The sequence below is a fragment of the Bordetella genomosp. 6 genome, assembly GCF_002119705.1.
In the GTDB taxonomy this organism is placed as follows: Bacteria; Pseudomonadota; Gammaproteobacteria; order Burkholderiales; family Burkholderiaceae_B; genus Bordetella; species Bordetella bronchiseptica_F.
In genome coordinates this window covers 2,123,254-2,139,410 of sequence record NZ_CP021107.1, presented here as the reverse complement: position 1 = coordinate 2,139,410, position 16,157 = coordinate 2,123,254, and the positions used below count along the sequence as shown (strand labels likewise).

20 protein-coding genes are annotated in these 16,157 nt (G+C 70.6%); 14 read left to right on the top strand and 6 right to left on the bottom strand.

Going from position 1 to position 16,157, the window contains the following annotated elements; translation table 11 throughout:
• Positions 1-124: 124 nt before the first annotated feature.
• The 11 genes from CAL11_RS10005 to CAL11_RS09955 all read left to right on the top strand — a co-directional run bounded on the left by CAL11_RS10005 (position 125) and on the right by CAL11_RS09955 (position 9,619).
• A complete protein-coding gene (locus CAL11_RS10005; protein ID WP_086092818.1) occupies positions 125-1,717 on the top strand; it encodes a DUF1800 domain-containing protein in 1,593 nt (530 codons plus the stop codon).
• A 23-nt stretch (positions 1,718-1,740) separates the two neighbouring features.
• Entirely contained in the window at positions 1,741-2,919 is a 1,179-nt protein-coding gene (locus tag CAL11_RS10000; protein WP_086092817.1) for a DUF1501 domain-containing protein, read from the top strand.
• An 81-nt stretch (positions 2,920-3,000) separates the two neighbouring features.
• Entirely contained in the window at positions 3,001-3,501 is a 501-nt protein-coding gene (locus CAL11_RS09995; RefSeq protein ID WP_086092816.1) for a glutathione peroxidase, read from the top strand.
• Between the two features lie 109 nt (positions 3,502-3,610).
• On the top strand, positions 3,611-4,312 hold the full coding sequence (locus tag CAL11_RS09990) for a glutathione S-transferase N-terminal domain-containing protein (protein ID WP_033462531.1): 702 nt from the start codon (positions 3,611-3,613) through the stop codon (positions 4,310-4,312).
• Positions 4,313-4,323: 11 nt separating this feature from the next.
• Entirely contained in the window at positions 4,324-4,788 is a 465-nt protein-coding gene (locus CAL11_RS09985) for a GNAT family N-acetyltransferase (protein ID WP_086092814.1), read from the top strand.
• Between the two features lie 14 nt (positions 4,789-4,802).
• On the top strand, positions 4,803-5,078 hold the full coding sequence (locus CAL11_RS24510; RefSeq protein WP_033462526.1) for a hypothetical protein: 276 nt from the start codon (positions 4,803-4,805) through the stop codon (positions 5,076-5,078).
• Complete coding sequence (locus CAL11_RS09975) at positions 5,075-5,851, top strand: lipoate--protein ligase family protein (RefSeq protein ID WP_086092813.1); 777 nt, start codon at positions 5,075-5,077, stop codon at positions 5,849-5,851. The genes CAL11_RS24510 and CAL11_RS09975 overlap by 4 nt, the downstream gene beginning before the upstream one ends.
• Before the next feature lie 28 nt (positions 5,852-5,879).
• The gene (locus tag CAL11_RS09970; protein ID WP_033462524.1) at positions 5,880-6,707 is read left to right on the top strand and encodes an RsiV family protein; all 828 of its coding nucleotides are present in this window, start codon (positions 5,880-5,882) and stop codon (positions 6,705-6,707) included.
• Positions 6,708-6,832: 125 nt separating this feature from the next.
• Complete coding sequence (locus CAL11_RS09965) at positions 6,833-7,303, top strand: hypothetical protein (RefSeq protein ID WP_068926029.1); 471 nt, start codon at positions 6,833-6,835, stop codon at positions 7,301-7,303.
• 126 nt (positions 7,304-7,429) lie between these two features.
• Positions 7,430-8,314, top strand: coding sequence for an archaetidylserine decarboxylase (gene asd, locus CAL11_RS09960; RefSeq protein WP_086092812.1), 885 nt, complete (start codon positions 7,430-7,432; stop codon positions 8,312-8,314).
• Positions 8,315-8,407: 93 nt separating this feature from the next.
• A complete protein-coding gene (locus CAL11_RS09955) occupies positions 8,408-9,619 on the top strand; it encodes an alpha-hydroxy acid oxidase (RefSeq protein WP_086092811.1) in 1,212 nt (403 codons plus the stop codon).
• 12 nt (positions 9,620-9,631) lie between these two features.
• Here the strand turns inward: CAL11_RS09955 and CAL11_RS09950 are convergent, their stop codons facing one another.
• The 4 genes from CAL11_RS09950 to CAL11_RS09935 form a co-directional block, all read right to left on the bottom strand.
• Positions 9,632-10,447 (bottom strand): MetQ/NlpA family ABC transporter substrate-binding protein, encoded by an 816-nt coding sequence (locus CAL11_RS09950; protein ID WP_086092810.1) that lies wholly within the window; start codon positions 10,445-10,447, stop codon positions 9,632-9,634.
• Positions 10,448-10,530: 83 nt separating this feature from the next.
• Entirely contained in the window at positions 10,531-11,067 is a 537-nt protein-coding gene (locus CAL11_RS09945; RefSeq protein WP_086094548.1) for a GNAT family N-acetyltransferase, read from the bottom strand.
• Positions 11,068-11,081: 14 nt separating this feature from the next.
• Positions 11,082-11,603 carry an RES family NAD+ phosphorylase gene (locus tag CAL11_RS09940; protein ID WP_086092809.1) on the bottom strand — a complete coding sequence of 174 codons (522 nt, stop codon included), beginning with the start codon at positions 11,601-11,603 and terminating at the stop codon, positions 11,082-11,084.
• Entirely contained in the window at positions 11,600-12,097 is a 498-nt protein-coding gene (locus tag CAL11_RS09935) for a DUF2384 domain-containing protein (RefSeq protein ID WP_086092808.1), read from the bottom strand. Before CAL11_RS09935 ends, CAL11_RS09940 begins: the two co-directional genes overlap by 4 nt.
• A gap of 147 nt (positions 12,098-12,244) precedes the next feature.
• Here CAL11_RS09935 and CAL11_RS09930 point away from each other — a divergent pair, with 147 nt between their 5' ends.
• Both CAL11_RS09930 and CAL11_RS09925 read left to right on the top strand, forming a co-directional pair.
• The gene (locus CAL11_RS09930) at positions 12,245-12,622 is read left to right on the top strand and encodes a DUF423 domain-containing protein (RefSeq protein ID WP_086092807.1); all 378 of its coding nucleotides are present in this window, start codon (positions 12,245-12,247) and stop codon (positions 12,620-12,622) included.
• Entirely contained in the window at positions 12,619-13,503 is an 885-nt protein-coding gene (locus CAL11_RS09925; protein WP_086094547.1) for a DMT family transporter, read from the top strand. The genes CAL11_RS09930 and CAL11_RS09925 overlap by 4 nt, the downstream gene beginning before the upstream one ends.
• Positions 13,504-13,515: 12 nt before the next feature.
• Here CAL11_RS09925 and CAL11_RS09920 read toward each other — a convergent pair whose 3' ends face one another.
• Together CAL11_RS09920 and CAL11_RS09915 are read right to left on the bottom strand one after the other, a co-directional pair.
• Complete coding sequence (locus tag CAL11_RS09920) at positions 13,516-14,154, bottom strand: glutathione S-transferase (protein ID WP_086092806.1); 639 nt, start codon at positions 14,152-14,154, stop codon at positions 13,516-13,518.
• On the bottom strand, positions 14,151-15,323 hold the full coding sequence (locus CAL11_RS09915; protein WP_086092805.1) for a PQQ-dependent sugar dehydrogenase: 1,173 nt from the start codon (positions 15,321-15,323) through the stop codon (positions 14,151-14,153). Before CAL11_RS09915 ends, CAL11_RS09920 begins: the two co-directional genes overlap by 4 nt.
• A gap of 124 nt (positions 15,324-15,447) precedes the next feature.
• Between CAL11_RS09915 and CAL11_RS09910 the strand changes: the two genes are divergently transcribed.
• Positions 15,448-16,062, top strand: a complete 615-nt coding sequence (locus tag CAL11_RS09910; RefSeq protein WP_033462507.1) for a glutathione S-transferase family protein — start codon at positions 15,448-15,450, stop codon at positions 16,060-16,062.
• Positions 16,063-16,157: the final 95 nt, after the last annotated feature.

Below are 16,157 nucleotides of genomic sequence, written 5' to 3'. Positions count from 1 at the left end.
GCCAGCTCCCCGCGTGGCGCCGGCATCTCCGCGTTCCGACAGGGGAAAACCGTCTGTGTCGGTGCGTATCAAATCGATGTGCGCGGCGAATTATTCGGCCATAGTGCGATCCGATACATGAACAATGCAGGAACCCTCTGTGCCATCGATCATGCCGTTTCCATCGTGGATGCAATCCTGGCGCCTGCTGGCCGGCGCCGCCCTGCTGGCCGGCGCGGCGGCCGTCGCGCCGATCGCGCCCGCCGCCGCGCAAGCCGCCGCGGCGGGTCCGCAGCGCCTGGCCGCCCAGGTCGACCGCGTCAGCTGGGGCGTCACGCCCGCCGAGCTGGCCCGCGCGCAGCGGCTGAGCTGGACCGTCTATCTGCAGGAACAATTGCGACCGCGACCGGCCGCGCTGCCGCCCGCGGTGCAGGCCCGGATCGACGCCCTGTCGATCACGCGCGTGCCGGCGCGCGACGCCTTGCTGGCGCAGCGCGAGCAGACCGCGAAGATCCGCCAGATCGAAGACCCCGCCCGCAAGCTGGCGGCCTCGCGCGAGAACCGCATGGTGTCGCGCCAGCGGGCCAACGAGACCATGCAGCGCGCCGTCTGGCTGGCGCTTTATTCCCCCAACCAGTTGCAGGAGCAGATGACCTGGTTCTGGATGAACCATTTCAGCGTCTACGCCGGCAAGGCCAATGTCGGCACGGTGCTCGACGCCTACGAAGACCAGACCATACGGCCGCATGCGCTGGGCAAGTTCCGCGACCTGCTGGCCGCGACCGCCCGCTCGCCCGCCATGCTGATCTACCTGGACAATATCCGCAACAGCGCCGGCCACATCAACGAGAACTACGCGCGCGAACTGCTGGAGCTGCATACCCTGGGCGTGCAAGGCGGCTACAGCCAGCGCGACGTGCAGGAACTGGCGCGCGTGCTCACCGGCGTGGGCCTGAACCAGACCGGCGAGGCGCCGCGCGTCAAGGCCGCGCAGCGCGAGCTGCTGGTCGAAGACGGCCTGTTCCTGTTCGACCCGGGGCGCCATGACCACGGCGACAAGACTTTGCTGGGCCACACCATACGCGGCGGACGCGGACTGGCCGAGCTGGACGAGGCGCTCGACCTGCTGGCGCGCCATCCCGCCACCGCCCGGCACGTCAGCCGCAAGCTGGCGCAGTACTTCGTGGCCGACCAGCCGCCCGATGCGCTGGTGCAGCGGATGGCGCGCGCATTCCAGGACAGCGACGGCGACATCGCCGCCACGCTGGCCGCCATGTTCGAGTCGCCCGAATTCGAGGCTTCGCTGGCGCGCGGAAAATTCAAGGATCCCGCGCACTATCTGTATTCGGCCCTGCGCCTTGCCTATGGCGGCAGGGAGCCGCTGCGCAATCCCGACGCGGCGCTGGACTGGCTCAAGCGCATGGGCCAGCCGCTCTACCAGCGGCTGACGCCGGACGGCTATCCCATGAACGAATCCGATTGGGCCGGCTCGGGGCAGATGACCACGCGCTTCGAGGCGGCGCGCGCCATCGCCGCCGCGCCCGCGACCTTCTATCGCGCCGACCGCGACGACAGGCCGCGCGTGCCGCCCCTGCCGGCCCTGGCCCAGGCCTACGGCGCCGGCGCGGGACCGTTCTCGGCCCTGTCGCCGGCCACGCGCCGCGCCATCGAATCGGCCCCCAACGTACGCGACGCCAACACCTACCTGCTGGCCTCGCCCGAATTCATGCGCCGCTGAACGCCCGCATCCCAGGAATCGCCATGCACCGACGCCAACTGCTCAAACTGGCCGCCGCCGCCCCGCTGACCCTGTACGGCAGCCGCTTGCTGGCCGCCGGACCGCGCGACACCCGCCTGCTGGTGGTGTTCATGCGCGGCGCCTACGACGCCGCCAGCCTGCTCGTGCCCACCGCCAGCGATTTCTATTACGAGTCGCGACCGCACATCGCCATCGCCCGCGACGCCGCCACCGCGCTGGCCGACGGCTGGGCCCTGCACCCCGCCGTCAAGGACAGCCTGCTGCCCTTCTACCAGCGCGGCGAGCTGGCCTTCGTTCCGTTCGCCGGCACCGACGATGCCAGCCGCAGCCACTTCGAGACGCAGAACCGCATCGAACTGGGCCGCGCCGGCGGCGGCGCCGCCGCGCCCGCCTCCGGCTTTCTCAACCGGCTGGCCGCCCAGCTCGACGGCAAGGCCGGCAGGCCGGCCGCCTTTACCGAGGACGTGCCGCAGATCTTTCGCGGCCAGGCGCGCGTACCCAATATCGACCTGGGCGGCGCCAACCGCAAGTCGCGGCTGACGACCGACAGCAGCAGCGCCATCGCGCAGATGTACCGGGGCACCGGCCTGGATGCCTCGGTCAACGAAGGCCTGGCCGCCATGGGCCAGGCGCGCGCCGCGCTGGAGGCCGAAATGCGCGAGGCCAATGGCGGCGCCGGCAGCACCGAGAAACTGGAACAGGAGGCGCGCCGCATCGGCGCCTTCATGGCCGAGCGCTACAACCTCGGCTTCGTGGATGTGGGCGGGTGGGACACCCACGTCGGCCAGGGCGCCGCCAGCGGCGTGCTGGCCACCAAGCTGGGCCAGCTGGGACGCGCGCTGGCCGCCTATGCGCAGGCGATGGGGCCGGCCTGGCGCCATACGACCGTGGTCGTCATCAGCGAATTCGGCCGCACCCTGCGCGAGAACGGCAACAAGGGCACCGACCACGGCCATGGCAGCGTGTACTGGGTGCTGGGCGGCGGCGTGCGCGGCGGACGCATCGCCGGCGAGCAGGTGGCGGTCGGGCGCGATACCTTGTTCCAGGATCGCGACTACCCCGTGCTGACCGACTACCGCGCGCTGTTCGCGGGCCTGTTCGGCCGCCTGTACGGGCTCGACGCGCAACGCCTGCAGGCCGTCTTTCCGGGGGCGCGTCCGCTCGATCTCAAGCTGGTCTGACGCGGCGCCACGGACGGCGCGCTGGCGCTACACTGGCCACGCAGGCCGCTGCGGCCTGAACCGTCCCCCTGGAGAGCCTGCATGAACACCATGTATGACTTCAGCGCCCCCACCATAACCGGCGCCGAGCGCGCGCTGGCCGATTTCCGCGGCCAGGTGGCGCTGGTGGTCAATGTCGCCTCGCGCTGCGGATTCACGCCCCAGTACTCGGGCCTGGAGGAACTCTACCGCTCGTACCGCAACGAAGGCTTCGCCGTGCTGGGATTCCCGTGCAACCAGTTCGGACGCCAGGAGCCGGGCGACGAAGCGGCCATCGCGCAGTTCTGCGAAACCCAGTACGCCATCAGCTTCCCGCTGTTCGCCAAGATCGAGGTCAACGGCGCCCACGCCCACCCGCTGTACCGCTGGCTGAAGGCGCGCAAGCCCGGCCTGCTGGGCACCCGCGCCATCAAATGGAATTTCACCAAATTCCTGGTCGGGCGCGACGGCCTGCCGCTGCGCCGCTACGCGCCCGCCCACACGCCCGAATCGCTGCGCCACGACATTGCGCGCGCCTGCGCCGCGCCCGGCCCCACGCCCTAGCGGCGCCCCTGCCCGACCCGCGAACGTGGACATGGCGCGCCGGCGCGGCGCGACCCGCTATCATGACGGCTGCCCGCCGGCTCCGCCCGGCATTCGCTCAGGACGCGCCATGATAGATCTCTACTACTGGACGACTCCCAACGGCCACAAGATCACGCTCTTTCTCGAAGAGACCGGCCTGCCGTACCGCATCCACCCCGTCAACATCAGCAAGGGCGAACAGTTCCAGCCGGAATTCCTGGCCATCGCGCCCAACAACCGCATCCCGGCCATCGTCGACCAGGCGCCGGCCGACGGCGGCGCGCCGATCCCGCTGTTCGAGTCCGGCGCCATCCTGCTGTACCTGGCCGAGAAGACCGGCCGCTTCATCCCCGCCGACCTGCGCGGGCGCGCCGACGTGCTGCAGTGGCTGTTCTGGCAGATGGGCGGACTGGGCCCCATGGCCGGCCAGAACCACCACTTCTCGGCCTATGCGCCCGAGCGCATTCCGTACGCCATCGAACGCTACGTCAAGGAAACCAACCGCCTGTATGGCGTGCTCGACCGCCAGCTGGCGCAGCGCGAGTTCATCGCCGGCGACTACTCCATCGCCGACATGGCGGCCTATCCCTGGATCGTGCCGCACGAGCGCCAGGGCCAGGACCTGAACGACTTTCCGCATCTCAAGCGCTGGTTCGAGGCCATCGGCGCCCGTGCGGCCACGCAGCGCGCCTATGCGCTGGCCGACCGGATCAACACCAAGCCGTCGGTCGACACCGAGGAATCGCGCCGCGTGCTGTTCGGCCAGACGGCCGCCAACGTGCGCCGCTGAACGAGGCCGCCATGACCGCCACCCTCAGCTTCCGCCGCGCCGCCGCGACCGACCTGCCGGCCATCATCGCGCTGCTGGCCGACGACGCCCTCGGCCAGCAGCGCGAAGACCCGGCCATGCCGCCGCAACCCGCCTATCTGGCCGCCTTCGGCGCCATCGACCGCGACCCGAACCAGTTCCTGGCGGTGATCGAGCGGGCCGGCCAGGTCATCGGCTGCCTGCAGCTCAGCTTCATCCCCGGCCTGTCGCGCCGCGGCCTGTGGCGCGGGCAGATCGAAAGCGTGCGGGTGGCGGCCAGCGAGCGCGGCGCCGGCACCGGCCGCGCGCTGTTCGAGTGGGCCATCGCCCAGTGCCGCGACAAGGGCTGCGGGCTGGTGCAGCTGACCACCGACAAGCAGCGCGCCGACGCCCGGCGCTTCTACGAATCCCTGGGTTTCAAGGCCTCGCACGAAGGCATGAAGCTGGAACTGGCATGAAAGGAATCGCGGCCATGCATGGCGAATACAAAGTCCCCGGCGGCAAGCTGGTCGTCATAGACCTGGAAGTCGCGCAGGGCCGCCTGCGCCAGGTGCGCCTGTCGGGCGACTTCTTCCTCGAACCGCCCGAAGCGCTGGAAGCCATCAACCACGGCCTGGACGGCCTGCCGGCCGACGCCGGCGCCGAGGGCATCGCGCAGGCCGTGCGCGACGCCTTGCCGGCCGAGGCCGAGCTGTTCGGCTTCAGCCCCGAAGCCGTAGCCGTGGTCGTGCAGAGGGCGCTGTCATGAACCGCACCGCCTGGACCGACTACGACTGGCAACTGATCCACCCGGGCCCGCTGCCGCCGGCCCTGCACATGGCGCTGGACGCCGCCATCACCGACGAGGTCGGCGCGGGCCTGCGCCCGCCCACGCTGCGCATCTGGGAATGGTCGCAGCCGGCCGTCATCATCGGGCGCTTCCAGTCGCTCAGGAACGAAGTGGACCCCGATGGCGCGCGCCGCCACGGCGTGACCGTGGTGCGCCGCGTCAGCGGCGGCGGCGCGATGTTCGTCGAGCCCGGCAACACCATCACCTATTCGCTGAGCGTGCCGCAGGCCCTGGTGGCCGGCATGAGCTTCCAGGAGTCGTATGCTTTCCTGGACGCCTGGGTCATCCGCGCGCTGCACGAGCTGGGCATCAAGGCCTGGTACCAGCCGCTCAACGACATCGCCTCGGACTCGGGCAAGATCGGCGGCGCCGCCCAGGCGCGCCGCGCCGGCGCGGTGCTGCACCACGTCACCATGTCGTACGACATCGATGCCGACAAGATGGTCGAGGTGCTGCGCATCGGCCGCGAAAAGCTGTCCGACAAGGGCACGACCAGCGCCAGGAAGCGCGTGGACCCGCTGCGCAGCCAGACCGGCCTGGCTCGCGATACCATTATCGAACGCATGCTGCAGACCTTTGCCGGCATGTGCCGCCTGACGCCCGCCGAGATCGGCGAGGCCACCATGCAGGCGGCGCAGCGCCAGGCCGAGGAGAAATTCTCCAGCCCCGAGTGGACCGCCCTCGTTCCCTGATGCCTTCCGCCCTCTTGGAGCACCGCCCATGAAGTACCGCGCGACCGCGCTGCCCCCGCCCCCTCTGAAACTGCTTTGCGCCGCCGGCGCGCTGGCCTTGCTGGCCGCCTGCGGCAGCGCGCCGCCGGCCGACATCACGCTGGCCGGCGCCACGCCCGCCGCGGCCGGCGCCCAGCCGGCCACCATCGGCGACGTGCGCACCGAGCGCATCCAGTGGGCCAGCGCCAAGCCGGGCTGCACCGGCGAATGCCCGCGCATCGAGATCGACAGCGTGTCCTTTCCCGGCATCCCCGCGCTGAGCGAGATGGTCGACCGCCAGCTGGCGGCCATGACCGGCGTGGACCAGAACCTGCGCGGCCGCTACCAGACGCTGTCCGAATACACGCAGTACTTCTGGAAAACCGCCCAGGCGCGCGACGCCACCTATTTCAAGGCCAGCGTCAAGGACGTGGTGGGCGACATCGTCGCCGTCGAGCTGGGCACCACCCAGTTCCTGACCGGCGCGGCGCATGGCATCCCCGCCACGCACTACCTGAACTGGCAGCGCGGCCAGGGCCGGCCCCTGACGCTGGACGAAGTCCTGATCCCCAGCCGCAAGGCCGAGTACGTCGCCGCCATGCGCGAAGCGCATCAGCGCTGGCTCGCCGCCAACGAAGACGCGCAACGCGACCGCGCCGCCTACGACCGCATGTGGCCATTCCAGGAAACCACCAACTTCGCCCTCACGCGCAAGGGGCTGGTGGTCAAGTACGACGCCTATACCATCGCGCCGTATTCGCACGGGCAGCCGGAAATCCTCATCCCCTACGAGCGCCTGCGCGGCGTGCTGCGCCCCGAGTTCATCCCGGCGGCCTGAGCGCCTGCGGCGGACCACGGCGAACAACGCGGCGCAAGGCCTGTTGTTCGCCCCTTTGCCGCGCGCCGGCCGCGCTTATCATCCGGCTGCCGCGCAGCGAGCGCCCCTCTATGACCGCACCGCCCATGACCGAATCCTCCCGCCCCACGCCCGCCACCATCCTGCTGTACACCGAGGAGCAGCGCGGCAACCAATGGGTCGAGTCCGTCGTCGTCGGCATGCTTTCGGACATCTCGGGCGCCGACAAGCTGGTGGTCATCAAGGATCCGCACAGCGGCATCAAGTTCGTCTACCGCGTCGAGCACGACTGCAACAACCTGGACGCGGCCGCCATCACCGAGCTGGACGAGACCCATTTCGACGGCAAGCGCTCCACCGCCATCAACGGCATGAACTACCGGATGGGCGACCCCGACAGCGCGATGAAGCTGCTGCGCGCCAAGCCGCGCTGGATCCAGGACAAGGGCGCCGTGCTGTCGGTGCTGCTGCGCAACGCCGCCGCGCGCAGCACCAGCTTCGTCAGCCGCCGCATCGACCGCGAGCGCCTGACGCGCGTGCCGGCCGATGTGCCGGTCGAGCGCCTGCCGCAGGCCTGACAAGCGCGGGCTCGCGCCCATTCCACGTTACAATTGCCGCCTGTCTCCACGGACGCCGCGCGCGGCCCGTCTGTATCCGTTCCCACCAGTGCGGCGCCCGCCCGACGCCGTTCGCCGAACCCATACATGCCCTTCAAAGACCAGCTTTTTCTCGCCAGCCAGTATCTCGCTCCGCATCACCTGGTCTCGCGCCTGATGGGCCGCGCGGCCGATTGCCGCGCCCCCGAAATCAAGAACCGCATGATTTCGCGCTTCGTGCGCCGCTACAACGTCGACATGAGCGAGGCCCTGGTCGAGGACCCGCTGGCCTACGCCAGCTTCAACGACTTCTTCACCCGCGCCCTCAAGCCGGACGCCCGCCCGCTGGACGACGAGCCCGGCGCGGCGCTGTGCCCGGCCGACGGCGCCATCAGCCAGATCGGCGCCATCGACAACGGCCGCATCTTCCAGGCCAAGGGCCACAGCTTCGGGCTGACCGACCTCCTGGGCGGCGATGCCGAGCGCGCCGCGCCATTTGCCGGCGGCCAGTTCGCCACCATTTACCTCTCGCCGCGCGACTACCACCGCGTGCACATGCCTCTGGCCGGCACGCTGCGCGAGATGGTGCACGTGCCCGGCCGCCTGTTTTCGGTCAACCCGCTGACCGCGCGCAGCGTGCCGGAACTGTTCGCGCGCAACGAGCGCGTGGCCTGCCTGTTCGACACCGAGCATGGCCCCATGGCGCTGGTGCTGGTCGGCGCCATGATCGTCGCCTCCATCGAAACCGTCTGGGCCGGCCTGGTGACGCCCCACAAGCGCCAGGTGCGCAGCGTCCGCTACGACGACGCCGCCCGCGCGCCCATCCATCTGGACAAGGGCGCCGAAATGGGCCGCTTCAAGCTGGGCTCCACGGTCATCGTGCTGTTCGGCCCCAGGCGGGTGCGCTGGCTGGACCTGCCCTCGGTGCGCGGGCCCGTGCGCATGGGCGAAACGCTGGCCTTGCCCGTCAGCAGCGCCATTTCGTTTCCATAAAGCGAATAAACATCTCAAAATAAATTCGCTTTATCGACACATGAGGGCTTGCTAGATTGCGGCCTGGCCATTGCCGCCGTTTCTGGAGCCCTCATGCCGTCTTCCGCATTGCCCCTGCCCGCCGCGGCCCGCGCCGTCCGCCCCGCCGCCGTGCCTGCCTCGTTGCGCAGGCTGCTGTCGCTGGACGATTTCGAGGCGGCGGCGCGGCGCCGCCTGCCGCGGCCGATTTTCGGCTACGTGGCGGGCGCCGCCGAGGACAACCAGGCGCGCGACGACAACCGCCGCGCCTTCGCCGAATACGGATTCCTGCCGCGCGTGCTGGTGGACGTGTCGGCGCGCCATGCGCGCACCGAGATCTTCGGCCAGGAATGGGCGGCGCCCTTCGGCGTGGCCCCCATGGGCATCAGCGCCCTGTCGGCCTATCGCGGCGACATCGTGCTGGCCCGCGCGGCGCGTGCGGCGGGCATCCCCGCCATCATGAGCGGATCGTCGCTCATCCCGCTCGAGGAAGTCGCACGCCAGGCGCCCGGCACCTGGTTCCAGGCCTACCTGCCCGGCGACCCCGCGCGCATCGACGCCCTGATCGAGCGCGTGGCGCGCGCCGGCTACCGGACGCTGGTGCTGACCGTGGACATTCCGGTATCGGCCAACCGCGAGAACAATGTGCGCACGGGATTCTCCACCCCGCTCAGGCCCGGCCTGCGGCTGGCCTGGGACGGCCTCACCCGTCCGCGCTGGCTGGCCGGCACCTTCCTGCGCACCCTGTTGGCGCACGGGATGCCGCACTTCGAGAACTCCTTCGCCACGCGCGGCGCGCCCATCCTGTCGGCCAACGTGCTGCGCGATTTCTCGGCGCGCGACCACCTCGACTGGAGCCATGTGCGGCGCATCCGCCGGTCCTGGCGCGGCGAGCTGGTCATCAAGGGCATCATGCATCCGCGCGACGCCGCCCTGGCGCGCGCCCACGGGGCCGACGGCATCATCGTCTCGAACCATGGCGGACGCCAGCTCGATGGCGCCTGCGCGCCCTTGCGCGTGCTGCCCGACATCGCCGGGGCGGCCGGCCCCATGACTGTCATGATGGACAGCGGCATCCGGCGCGGCGGCGACGTGCTCAAGGCGCTGGCGCTGGGGGCGCGCTTCGTGTTCGTGGGCCGGCCCTTCAACTATGCCGCCGCCGTGGGCGGCGAAGCCGGCGTCGCGCACGCCATCGGCCTGCTGCGCGAGGAGATCGACCGCAACATGGCCATGCTGGGCATTACGCGCTGCGCCGCCATGGCGCCCGAGCTGCTGCGCCGCCTGTAGGGCGGGGCTCGCTCACTCCCAGGGAAAGTCGATCAGCTCGCCGTACAGGCGGCGCAGGGTCGCCTTGACCTCGGGCGAGGACTGGTAGATGCGGATGAAGGCCAGCAAGCGCGGGTCCTGGGCGCGCTCAGGCGTGGCGACCCAGCGGATGGCGTAGCGGCGCACGGTCTCGGGGTCGGTGTTGTCGAACGCCAGCCCGTCCTTTTCGTCGATGCCCGCGTGCTTGGCGAAGGTGGTGTAGGTGACAGAGGCCGTCACGTCGTCGAAGGTGCGCGCCGATTGCGAGCCTTCCAGCTGCACCAGCTTGATGCGCCGCGGATTGTCGGTGACGTCCTGCAGCGTGGCCTGGTGCCCCGCGCCGGGCTTGAGCCCGATCAGCCCGATCGAGGCCAGCAACTGCAGCGCGCGCCCGGTATTGACCGGGTCGTTGGGCACGGCGATGGTCGCCCCCTCGGGGATCGCGTCGCCTTTCTTCAGCTTCTTCGAGAACAGGCCGATGGTGGTGGAATAACCGTACGCGATCGGCGTGAGGTGCGTGCCCCGGCTGCGGTTGAACAATTGCAGGAAAGGCTCGTGCTGGAAGAAATTGGCGTCGATCGAGCCTTCGGCCGCGGCGATGTTGGGCATGACCCAGTCATTGAACTCGATCAGTTTGACCTCCAGCCCCTGCGCCCGGGCCTGCGCGATGGCGATCTCGGTGGCCTCGTTGGCCACGCTGGCGATCACGCCTATGCGCAGCGGCGCCTGCTGCGCCGCGCCCACGGAGATGGCCGCGCACCACAGCGCCGCCGCCCCCAACCATTGCATCCAGCCGCCTCGAATCCGCATCGCCGTCCCGTCTTGCGCCAAAAGTCCCATTGTGCCGCACGGGTCGCGCGGCCGGGCCGGTAGCCCTGCGCCTGGCAAGGGGATCAGGCTGCTGCGGGACGGGCCAGCCGGTACAGGACGTGGCGCCGCAGGGCATGGCCGGCCGGCAGCAAGGGATGGTCGAAGTCGTCGGCCGCCGCGTGCGTCATGCCCAGCCGCGCCATGACGCGGCGCGACGCCACGTTGTGCACGGCGGTGAACGCCACCAGCTCGTCCAGGCCTGCCGCCTGGAAGCCATGCGTCACCGCGGCGGCCGCCGCCTCGGTGGCATAGCCCTGTCCCCACCAGGCATGCGCCAGCCGCCAGGCCAGCTCCACGCAGGGCGTGAAATGCGCCTCGAAACGCGGCACCGACAGGCCGACAAAGCCGATGAACGCCGCCTGCCCGGGTATCTCCACCGCCCACAGGCCGAAGCCGTGCCGCGCGAAACCGGCCCTGATGCGCGCGGCCAGGGCATCGCTTTCGGCGGGGGCGAGGACCTGCGGGAAGTGCGCCATGACGCGCGGGTCGGCGTTGAGCGCGGCAAACGGCGCCAGATCGGCGTCGCGCCAGGGGCGCAGCAGCAGACGCGGCGTACGCAAAGCGGGCGCGGCCTTCACTGGCGCGCTCCGCCGGGCGCCAGGCGCGGATCGTAGACGAACTTCTCGCGCCGCGCCACCCGCACGCTGGCGGCATCGGGATGCTGCGGATTGATCAGCAGATTGCAGTCGGGCACCCCGCGGCACGGCACGATGGCGCTGGGCAGTTGCAGCAGCGCCGAACCGTTGCCGCGCACCCAGGCGTCGCCGATGCGCTGCGACACTTCGGCAAACGGCACCGCGTCCCAGAATGGGTGGCGCTTGTGCAGCGCGTCGACCTCCAGCACCTGGCGCGCCTCGTACACCGCGCGCGGCACCACGATCTCGATCAGGTAGCGGTTGGCCTGCGCGGTGGCCGGCGCGGCGAAATGCACGACGGTCTCCAGCACCGCCAGCGCCACGCAGGACGAGGTGTACACCACGGCGGTGCCCGGGCTGTTGTAGCGCCCGCCCACTGCCGCCGCGCCGGCGCCGCTCAGGTCGTCGGCGCGGTACTTGCCCGCCGTGGTGGCGATGCGCCACAGCGATACGTGGCTCAAGCGTAGACCCCGGCGGCGGCGCGCGTCAGGGTATCCTCGACGATGCGGCTGCTGGCGTCCGAGGTCAGCAGCGACAGCGGTTTGACGTTGCCCAGGGCGGGCACCGGCGTATTGAGCCATTGCACCGCTTCGGCGTCGCCGCCCAGCACCTGGCGCGCCACCTTGGTCACGCGTGCCACCCGCGCCAGGCGGTCCGACTCGCCCAGGGGCAGCGCCTGCCCGTCGCGCATCCAGCGCGACAGGGAGGCGGCCTTCACCTCGGTGATGGCCATGATCTCGGCCTTGGGCACCTGCAGGTAATCGGCCGCATCGTCGAGCAGGCGCGGCGACAGCCCGCGCTGCACGCCATGCGCCATGGCGATCAGGGGGCTGTCGACCAGGTCGGCGAAGGAATCGACGCGCGCCTCTTGCTCGAGGGCGCGCTTGCGCGCCGCGGGCGGGCGCCGCTTGGGCGCGCCCCCGGCGGGGCTTTTCTCGGCGACGGCAATGCTCATGGCGGCCTCCTGTGCGGGCTGATGAATTCCATTTAGAAAATATTATATTCCATATGAAACCCCATCGCAAGACCGGGCGCGCCGCGCGCCGAAGCGCCGGCACCTTATCATAGGCATCTTTCGTATCCCGCAATGCAAGGAAACCCCATGACGGATCGGCAACTCATCGTGCTGGCGGCGCTCAACATCATGGTCGCCGTCGGCGCCGGCGCGTTCGGCGCCCATGGCCTCAGGCGCGTGGTCGACCCCACCCTGCTGGCCATCTGGCACACCGGCGTGCTCTATCACCTCATCCACGCGCTCGGCCTGTTCGTCGTCGCCCTGCTGGGCGCGCGCTTCGGCTCGCCCCTGCTGTCGATGGCCGGCCTGGTGATGTTCATCGGCATCGTGCTGTTCTGCGGCAGCCTGTACGTGCTGGTCCTGACCGGCACCCGCTGGCTGGGCGCCGTCACCCCGCTGGGCGGCGTGGCGTTCCTGCTGGCATGGGCCATGGTGGCCTGGGCGGCCTGGCGCGCGCCCGCATGATCGCAACGGCGAACACGCGCTCCGCTTCGCCGCTGGTCGGCATCGCCTGCGTCGCGGCGGGCATCTTCTGCCTGACGCTCAGCGACGCCCAGGCCAAGTGGCTGGGCGAGCGCTACAGCCCGGTTCAGATCCTGTTCCTGCGCGCGCTGATCGCCATGCCCTTCGTGCTGGCGCTGACCGCGTCGCTGGGCGGGCGGCGCGCCTTGCGCACGCAGTATCCGCTGGTGCACTTGATACGCGGCGCCATCAACGTCATCTCGGCCACCTTTTTCTACCTGGGCCTGCAGGCCCTGCCCCTGGCCGAGAACACCGCCATCGCGTTCGCGGCGCCGCTGTTCGTCACCGCGCTGTCGGTGCTGGTCCTGAAGGAGCGCGTCGACGCGGCGCGCTGGCTGGCGGTGGCGGCGGGCTTTGCCGGCGTGCTGGTCATCGTGCGGCCCGGCTCGGGCAGTTTCCAGGCGGCGGCGCTGTGGCCGCTGGCCACGGCGCTACTGTATGCCGTGATGATGCTGACCGCGCGCGCCATCGGCCGCGGCGAAAGCATGCTGACCACGATGTTCTATATCGTGGCCGGGCAGCTGCTGTGCAGCGCCCTGGCCGTGGCCTGGTTCTGGACCACGCCCGCCTGGGCCGATCTGCCCTTTTTCGCCGGCGTGGCGCTGTTCAGCACGCTGGGCCTGACGCTGATCACCCAGGGCTTTCGCATCGGACCGGCATCGGTGGTCGCGCCGTTCGACTACACCGGGCTGCTATGGGCCACGCTGCTGGGCTGGCTGTTCTGGCACGAGACGCCGGACCTGCTCGACTGCGTGGGCGCGGCCTTCATTGCCGGCAGCGGCCTGTACATCGCCTGGCGCGCCACCGGCCGGCGCCGCCGTTAGGCGCCGGCGCGGCTATTCGAGCGGGGGGTCGAAATGGCGCCGCAGCACCTGCGCCACGTTGGGCTCTTCGGCCGCCCGATGGGCGGCCGCCGCCAGCTTGGGACAAACGCTCTCGAACCAGGGCGGCCCGGGGCGCCAGCGCGTCATCACCACGACATACAGGTCCAGCGCGCTGAAACGGCGGCCCAGCACGTGCGGCGCGCCGGCCCCGCGCTCGATTTCCTGCCACAGCTGCGCGCGGCGGTCGTGCACGCGCGTGCGCAGCAGCTCCGCCGCATCGCCCGGCAAGGTCCATTTGGCCGGATCGTCGCCATAGGTGAAGGTGGCGTACACGCCCGCCACCAGGCGCACCAGCGTGTTCCAGAAGCGCGCCCGCTCGGCGCTGCCCGGCGGCGGCGCCAGTCCGGCGGCGGGCGCCACATCATGCAGGTGCATGACGATGGCGGCGCTTTCGGTCATGACTTCGCCATCGGGCAGCACCAGCGTCGGCACCTGGCCGGTCACGTTCAGGCTCAGCAGCCGGTCGCGGCCCGGCCCCGGCTTCAGATAGGGCAAGTCCGTCAGGGTATAGGGCACATTGGCCAGCGCCAGGGCCATCTCGACGATGGCCGACCCGCACCCGCGCGAGCCGATCAGTTCGTACGTGCTCATGATCCGCCTCCTGGAACAGCGGCCGGCGCGACGCGCCACAGCGCGCCCCTGGCCGCATCGGTCAACACATAGATTTCGCCGTCGGGCCCCTGGCGCACATCGCGGATGCGCGCCTTGCGCTCGCCCAGCAGGCGCTCCTCGGCCACGACCCGCTCGCCATCGAGCTGCAGCCGGATCAGGTCTTCGCTGCCCAACGCGCCGATGAACAGCGAACGGCGCCATTGCGGATGCCGGTCCGAGGTGTAGAACGCCATGCCGCTGATGGCCGGCGAGCGCCGCCACCAGTACAGCGGCTCCTGCCCGCCGGGCAGCGTGTCCCCCTTGGCCTCCGGAATCGGCAGCCCCGAGTAATTGATGCCGTGCGTGGCCAGCGGCCAGCCATAGTTGGCGCCGCGCACCACCACGTTGATCTCGTCGCCGCCGCGCGGACCGTGCTCGTGCTCCCACAGCTGGCCGTTCCAGGGGTTGAGCGCCATGCCCTGCGGATTGCGATGGCCGTACGACCAGATTTCCGGACGCGCCCCGGCGCGGCCCACGAAGGGATTGTCCGCCGGCACCGATCCGTCCGCATGCAGGCGCACCACCTTGCCCTGCAGCTTGTCCAGGTCCTGCGCCGTGGGCCGGTCGTTGTTCTCGCCCAGCGCGACGAACAGGAAGCCCTGGCGGTCGAACACCAGGCGCGCGCCGAAGTGCTGGCCGCGCGACAGCTTGGGCTGCTGGCGGAAGATCACCGTGAAATCGTCCAGCCGCGTCAGGTCGGCCGACAGCCTGCCGCGTCCCACCGCCGTGCCGCTGCGATCCTCGCCGGCTTCGGCATACGACAGGTAGACCAGGCGATCGCGCGCGAAGTCCGGCGACAGCGCCACGTCGAGCAGGCCGCCCTGCCCCTGGGCCGCGACCTTGGGCACCCCCTGCAGCGGCGCCGACAGCGCGCCGCCGGGCGGCAGGTGGCGCAGGCGCCCGGGCCGTTCGGTGATCAGCATGCCGCCATCGGGCAGGAAGGCCAGGGACCAGGGATGCTCGAGTCCGCCGGCCACTTCGGTGACGCGGGCAGCGGCCCGGGCCGGCTCGGACGTGGCCTGCGCCGCCATGGCCGGCGCGGCCAGCGCGGCCAGCAGCGCCGGCAGGACGCCGTGGCGCATGATCGTGGCAGCCAGTACGCGCAACATCGAAGCCTCCCCGCGACAGGTGGTTGGTGTATGCGACAGGCGGGCCCGCCGGGGGCGCCAGCAAACTGGCGTACCATACCCGGGCCGGGGCGCGGCGCGCGCCCCGCTACGGAGACCGTCTACGATGAAACTGTACTACATGGCCGGCGCCTGCTCGCTGGCGGCCCATATCGTGCTGGAATGGATCGGCAAGCCCTACGAGACGCACGCGCTGTCGCGCGAGGCGCTCAAGGAGCCGGCGTTCCTCAGGATCAATCCGCTGGGCGCGGTGCCCGCGCTCAGCGAAGGCGACTGGGTCGTGACGCAGAACGCCGCCATCCTCGAATACCTGGCCGAACAGGCGCCCCAGCTGAATCTGCTGGGCGACGGCTCGGCGCGCTCGCGTGCCGAGGTGCGCCGCTGGCTGGGTTTCATCAACTCCGACGTGCACAAGACTTTCTCGCTGGTATTCGGCGCCCAGCGCTTCGTGGCCGACGCCGCAGCCCAGGAAGAAGTGCGCGCCTCGGCCGCCGCCATGCTGCGCGGCCTGTTCGGCCAGCTCGACGCCCAGCTGCAGGGCCGTCCGTTCCTGGCGAGCGCCCGGCCTTCCATCGCCGACGCCTACCTGTACGTGGTCCTGCGCTGGGCCCACGCCAAGCAGATCGACCTGTCCGGCCAGGACAACCTGGCGGCGTTCTTCGAGCGCATGCAGGCCGACCCGGCGGTGCAAGCCGCGCTGAAGGCCGAAGGGCTTTCGTGACACCCGCGCCGCCGCGCCAGCGCGGCGGCGCCCCTTGCGCCCGCGGGGTATGATGCGGGCTCCGATTCACAGATCGACCACCCTGGCGCGCGGCG

What these genes read in the sequence shown, in the direction of transcription:
- CAL11_RS10005 (WP_086092818.1), top strand. Translation starts at nt 125, where the DNA reads ATGCAGGAACCCTCTGTGCCATCGATCATGCCGTTTCCATCGTGGATG.
- CAL11_RS10000 (WP_086092817.1), top strand. Translation starts at nt 1,741, where the DNA reads ATGCACCGACGCCAACTGCTCAAACTGGCCGCCGCCGCCCCGCTGACC.
- CAL11_RS09995 (WP_086092816.1), top strand. Translation starts at nt 3,001, where the DNA reads ATGAACACCATGTATGACTTCAGCGCCCCCACCATAACCGGCGCCGAG.
- CAL11_RS09990 (WP_033462531.1), top strand. Translation starts at nt 3,611, where the DNA reads ATGATAGATCTCTACTACTGGACGACTCCCAACGGCCACAAGATCACG.
- CAL11_RS09985 (WP_086092814.1), top strand. Translation starts at nt 4,324, where the DNA reads ATGACCGCCACCCTCAGCTTCCGCCGCGCCGCCGCGACCGACCTGCCG.
- CAL11_RS24510 (WP_033462526.1), top strand. Translation starts at nt 4,803, where the DNA reads ATGCATGGCGAATACAAAGTCCCCGGCGGCAAGCTGGTCGTCATAGAC.
- CAL11_RS09975 (WP_086092813.1), top strand. Translation starts at nt 5,075, where the DNA reads ATGAACCGCACCGCCTGGACCGACTACGACTGGCAACTGATCCACCCG.
- CAL11_RS09970 (WP_033462524.1), top strand. Translation starts at nt 5,880, where the DNA reads ATGAAGTACCGCGCGACCGCGCTGCCCCCGCCCCCTCTGAAACTGCTT.
- CAL11_RS09965 (WP_068926029.1), top strand. Translation starts at nt 6,833, where the DNA reads ATGACCGAATCCTCCCGCCCCACGCCCGCCACCATCCTGCTGTACACC.
- asd (WP_086092812.1), top strand. Translation starts at nt 7,430, where the DNA reads ATGCCCTTCAAAGACCAGCTTTTTCTCGCCAGCCAGTATCTCGCTCCG.
- CAL11_RS09955 (WP_086092811.1), top strand. Translation starts at nt 8,408, where the DNA reads ATGCCGTCTTCCGCATTGCCCCTGCCCGCCGCGGCCCGCGCCGTCCGC.
- CAL11_RS09950 (WP_086092810.1), bottom strand. Translation starts at nt 10,447, where the DNA reads ATGCGGATTCGAGGCGGCTGGATGCAATGGTTGGGGGCGGCGGCGCTG.
- CAL11_RS09935 (WP_086092808.1), bottom strand. Translation starts at nt 12,097, where the DNA reads ATGAGCATTGCCGTCGCCGAGAAAAGCCCCGCCGGGGGCGCGCCCAAG.
- CAL11_RS09930 (WP_086092807.1), top strand. Translation starts at nt 12,245, where the DNA reads ATGACGGATCGGCAACTCATCGTGCTGGCGGCGCTCAACATCATGGTC.
- CAL11_RS09925 (WP_086094547.1), top strand. Translation starts at nt 12,619, where the DNA reads ATGATCGCAACGGCGAACACGCGCTCCGCTTCGCCGCTGGTCGGCATC.
- CAL11_RS09920 (WP_086092806.1), bottom strand. Translation starts at nt 14,154, where the DNA reads ATGAGCACGTACGAACTGATCGGCTCGCGCGGGTGCGGGTCGGCCATC.
- CAL11_RS09915 (WP_086092805.1), bottom strand. Translation starts at nt 15,323, where the DNA reads ATGTTGCGCGTACTGGCTGCCACGATCATGCGCCACGGCGTCCTGCCG.
- CAL11_RS09910 (WP_033462507.1), top strand. Translation starts at nt 15,448, where the DNA reads ATGAAACTGTACTACATGGCCGGCGCCTGCTCGCTGGCGGCCCATATC.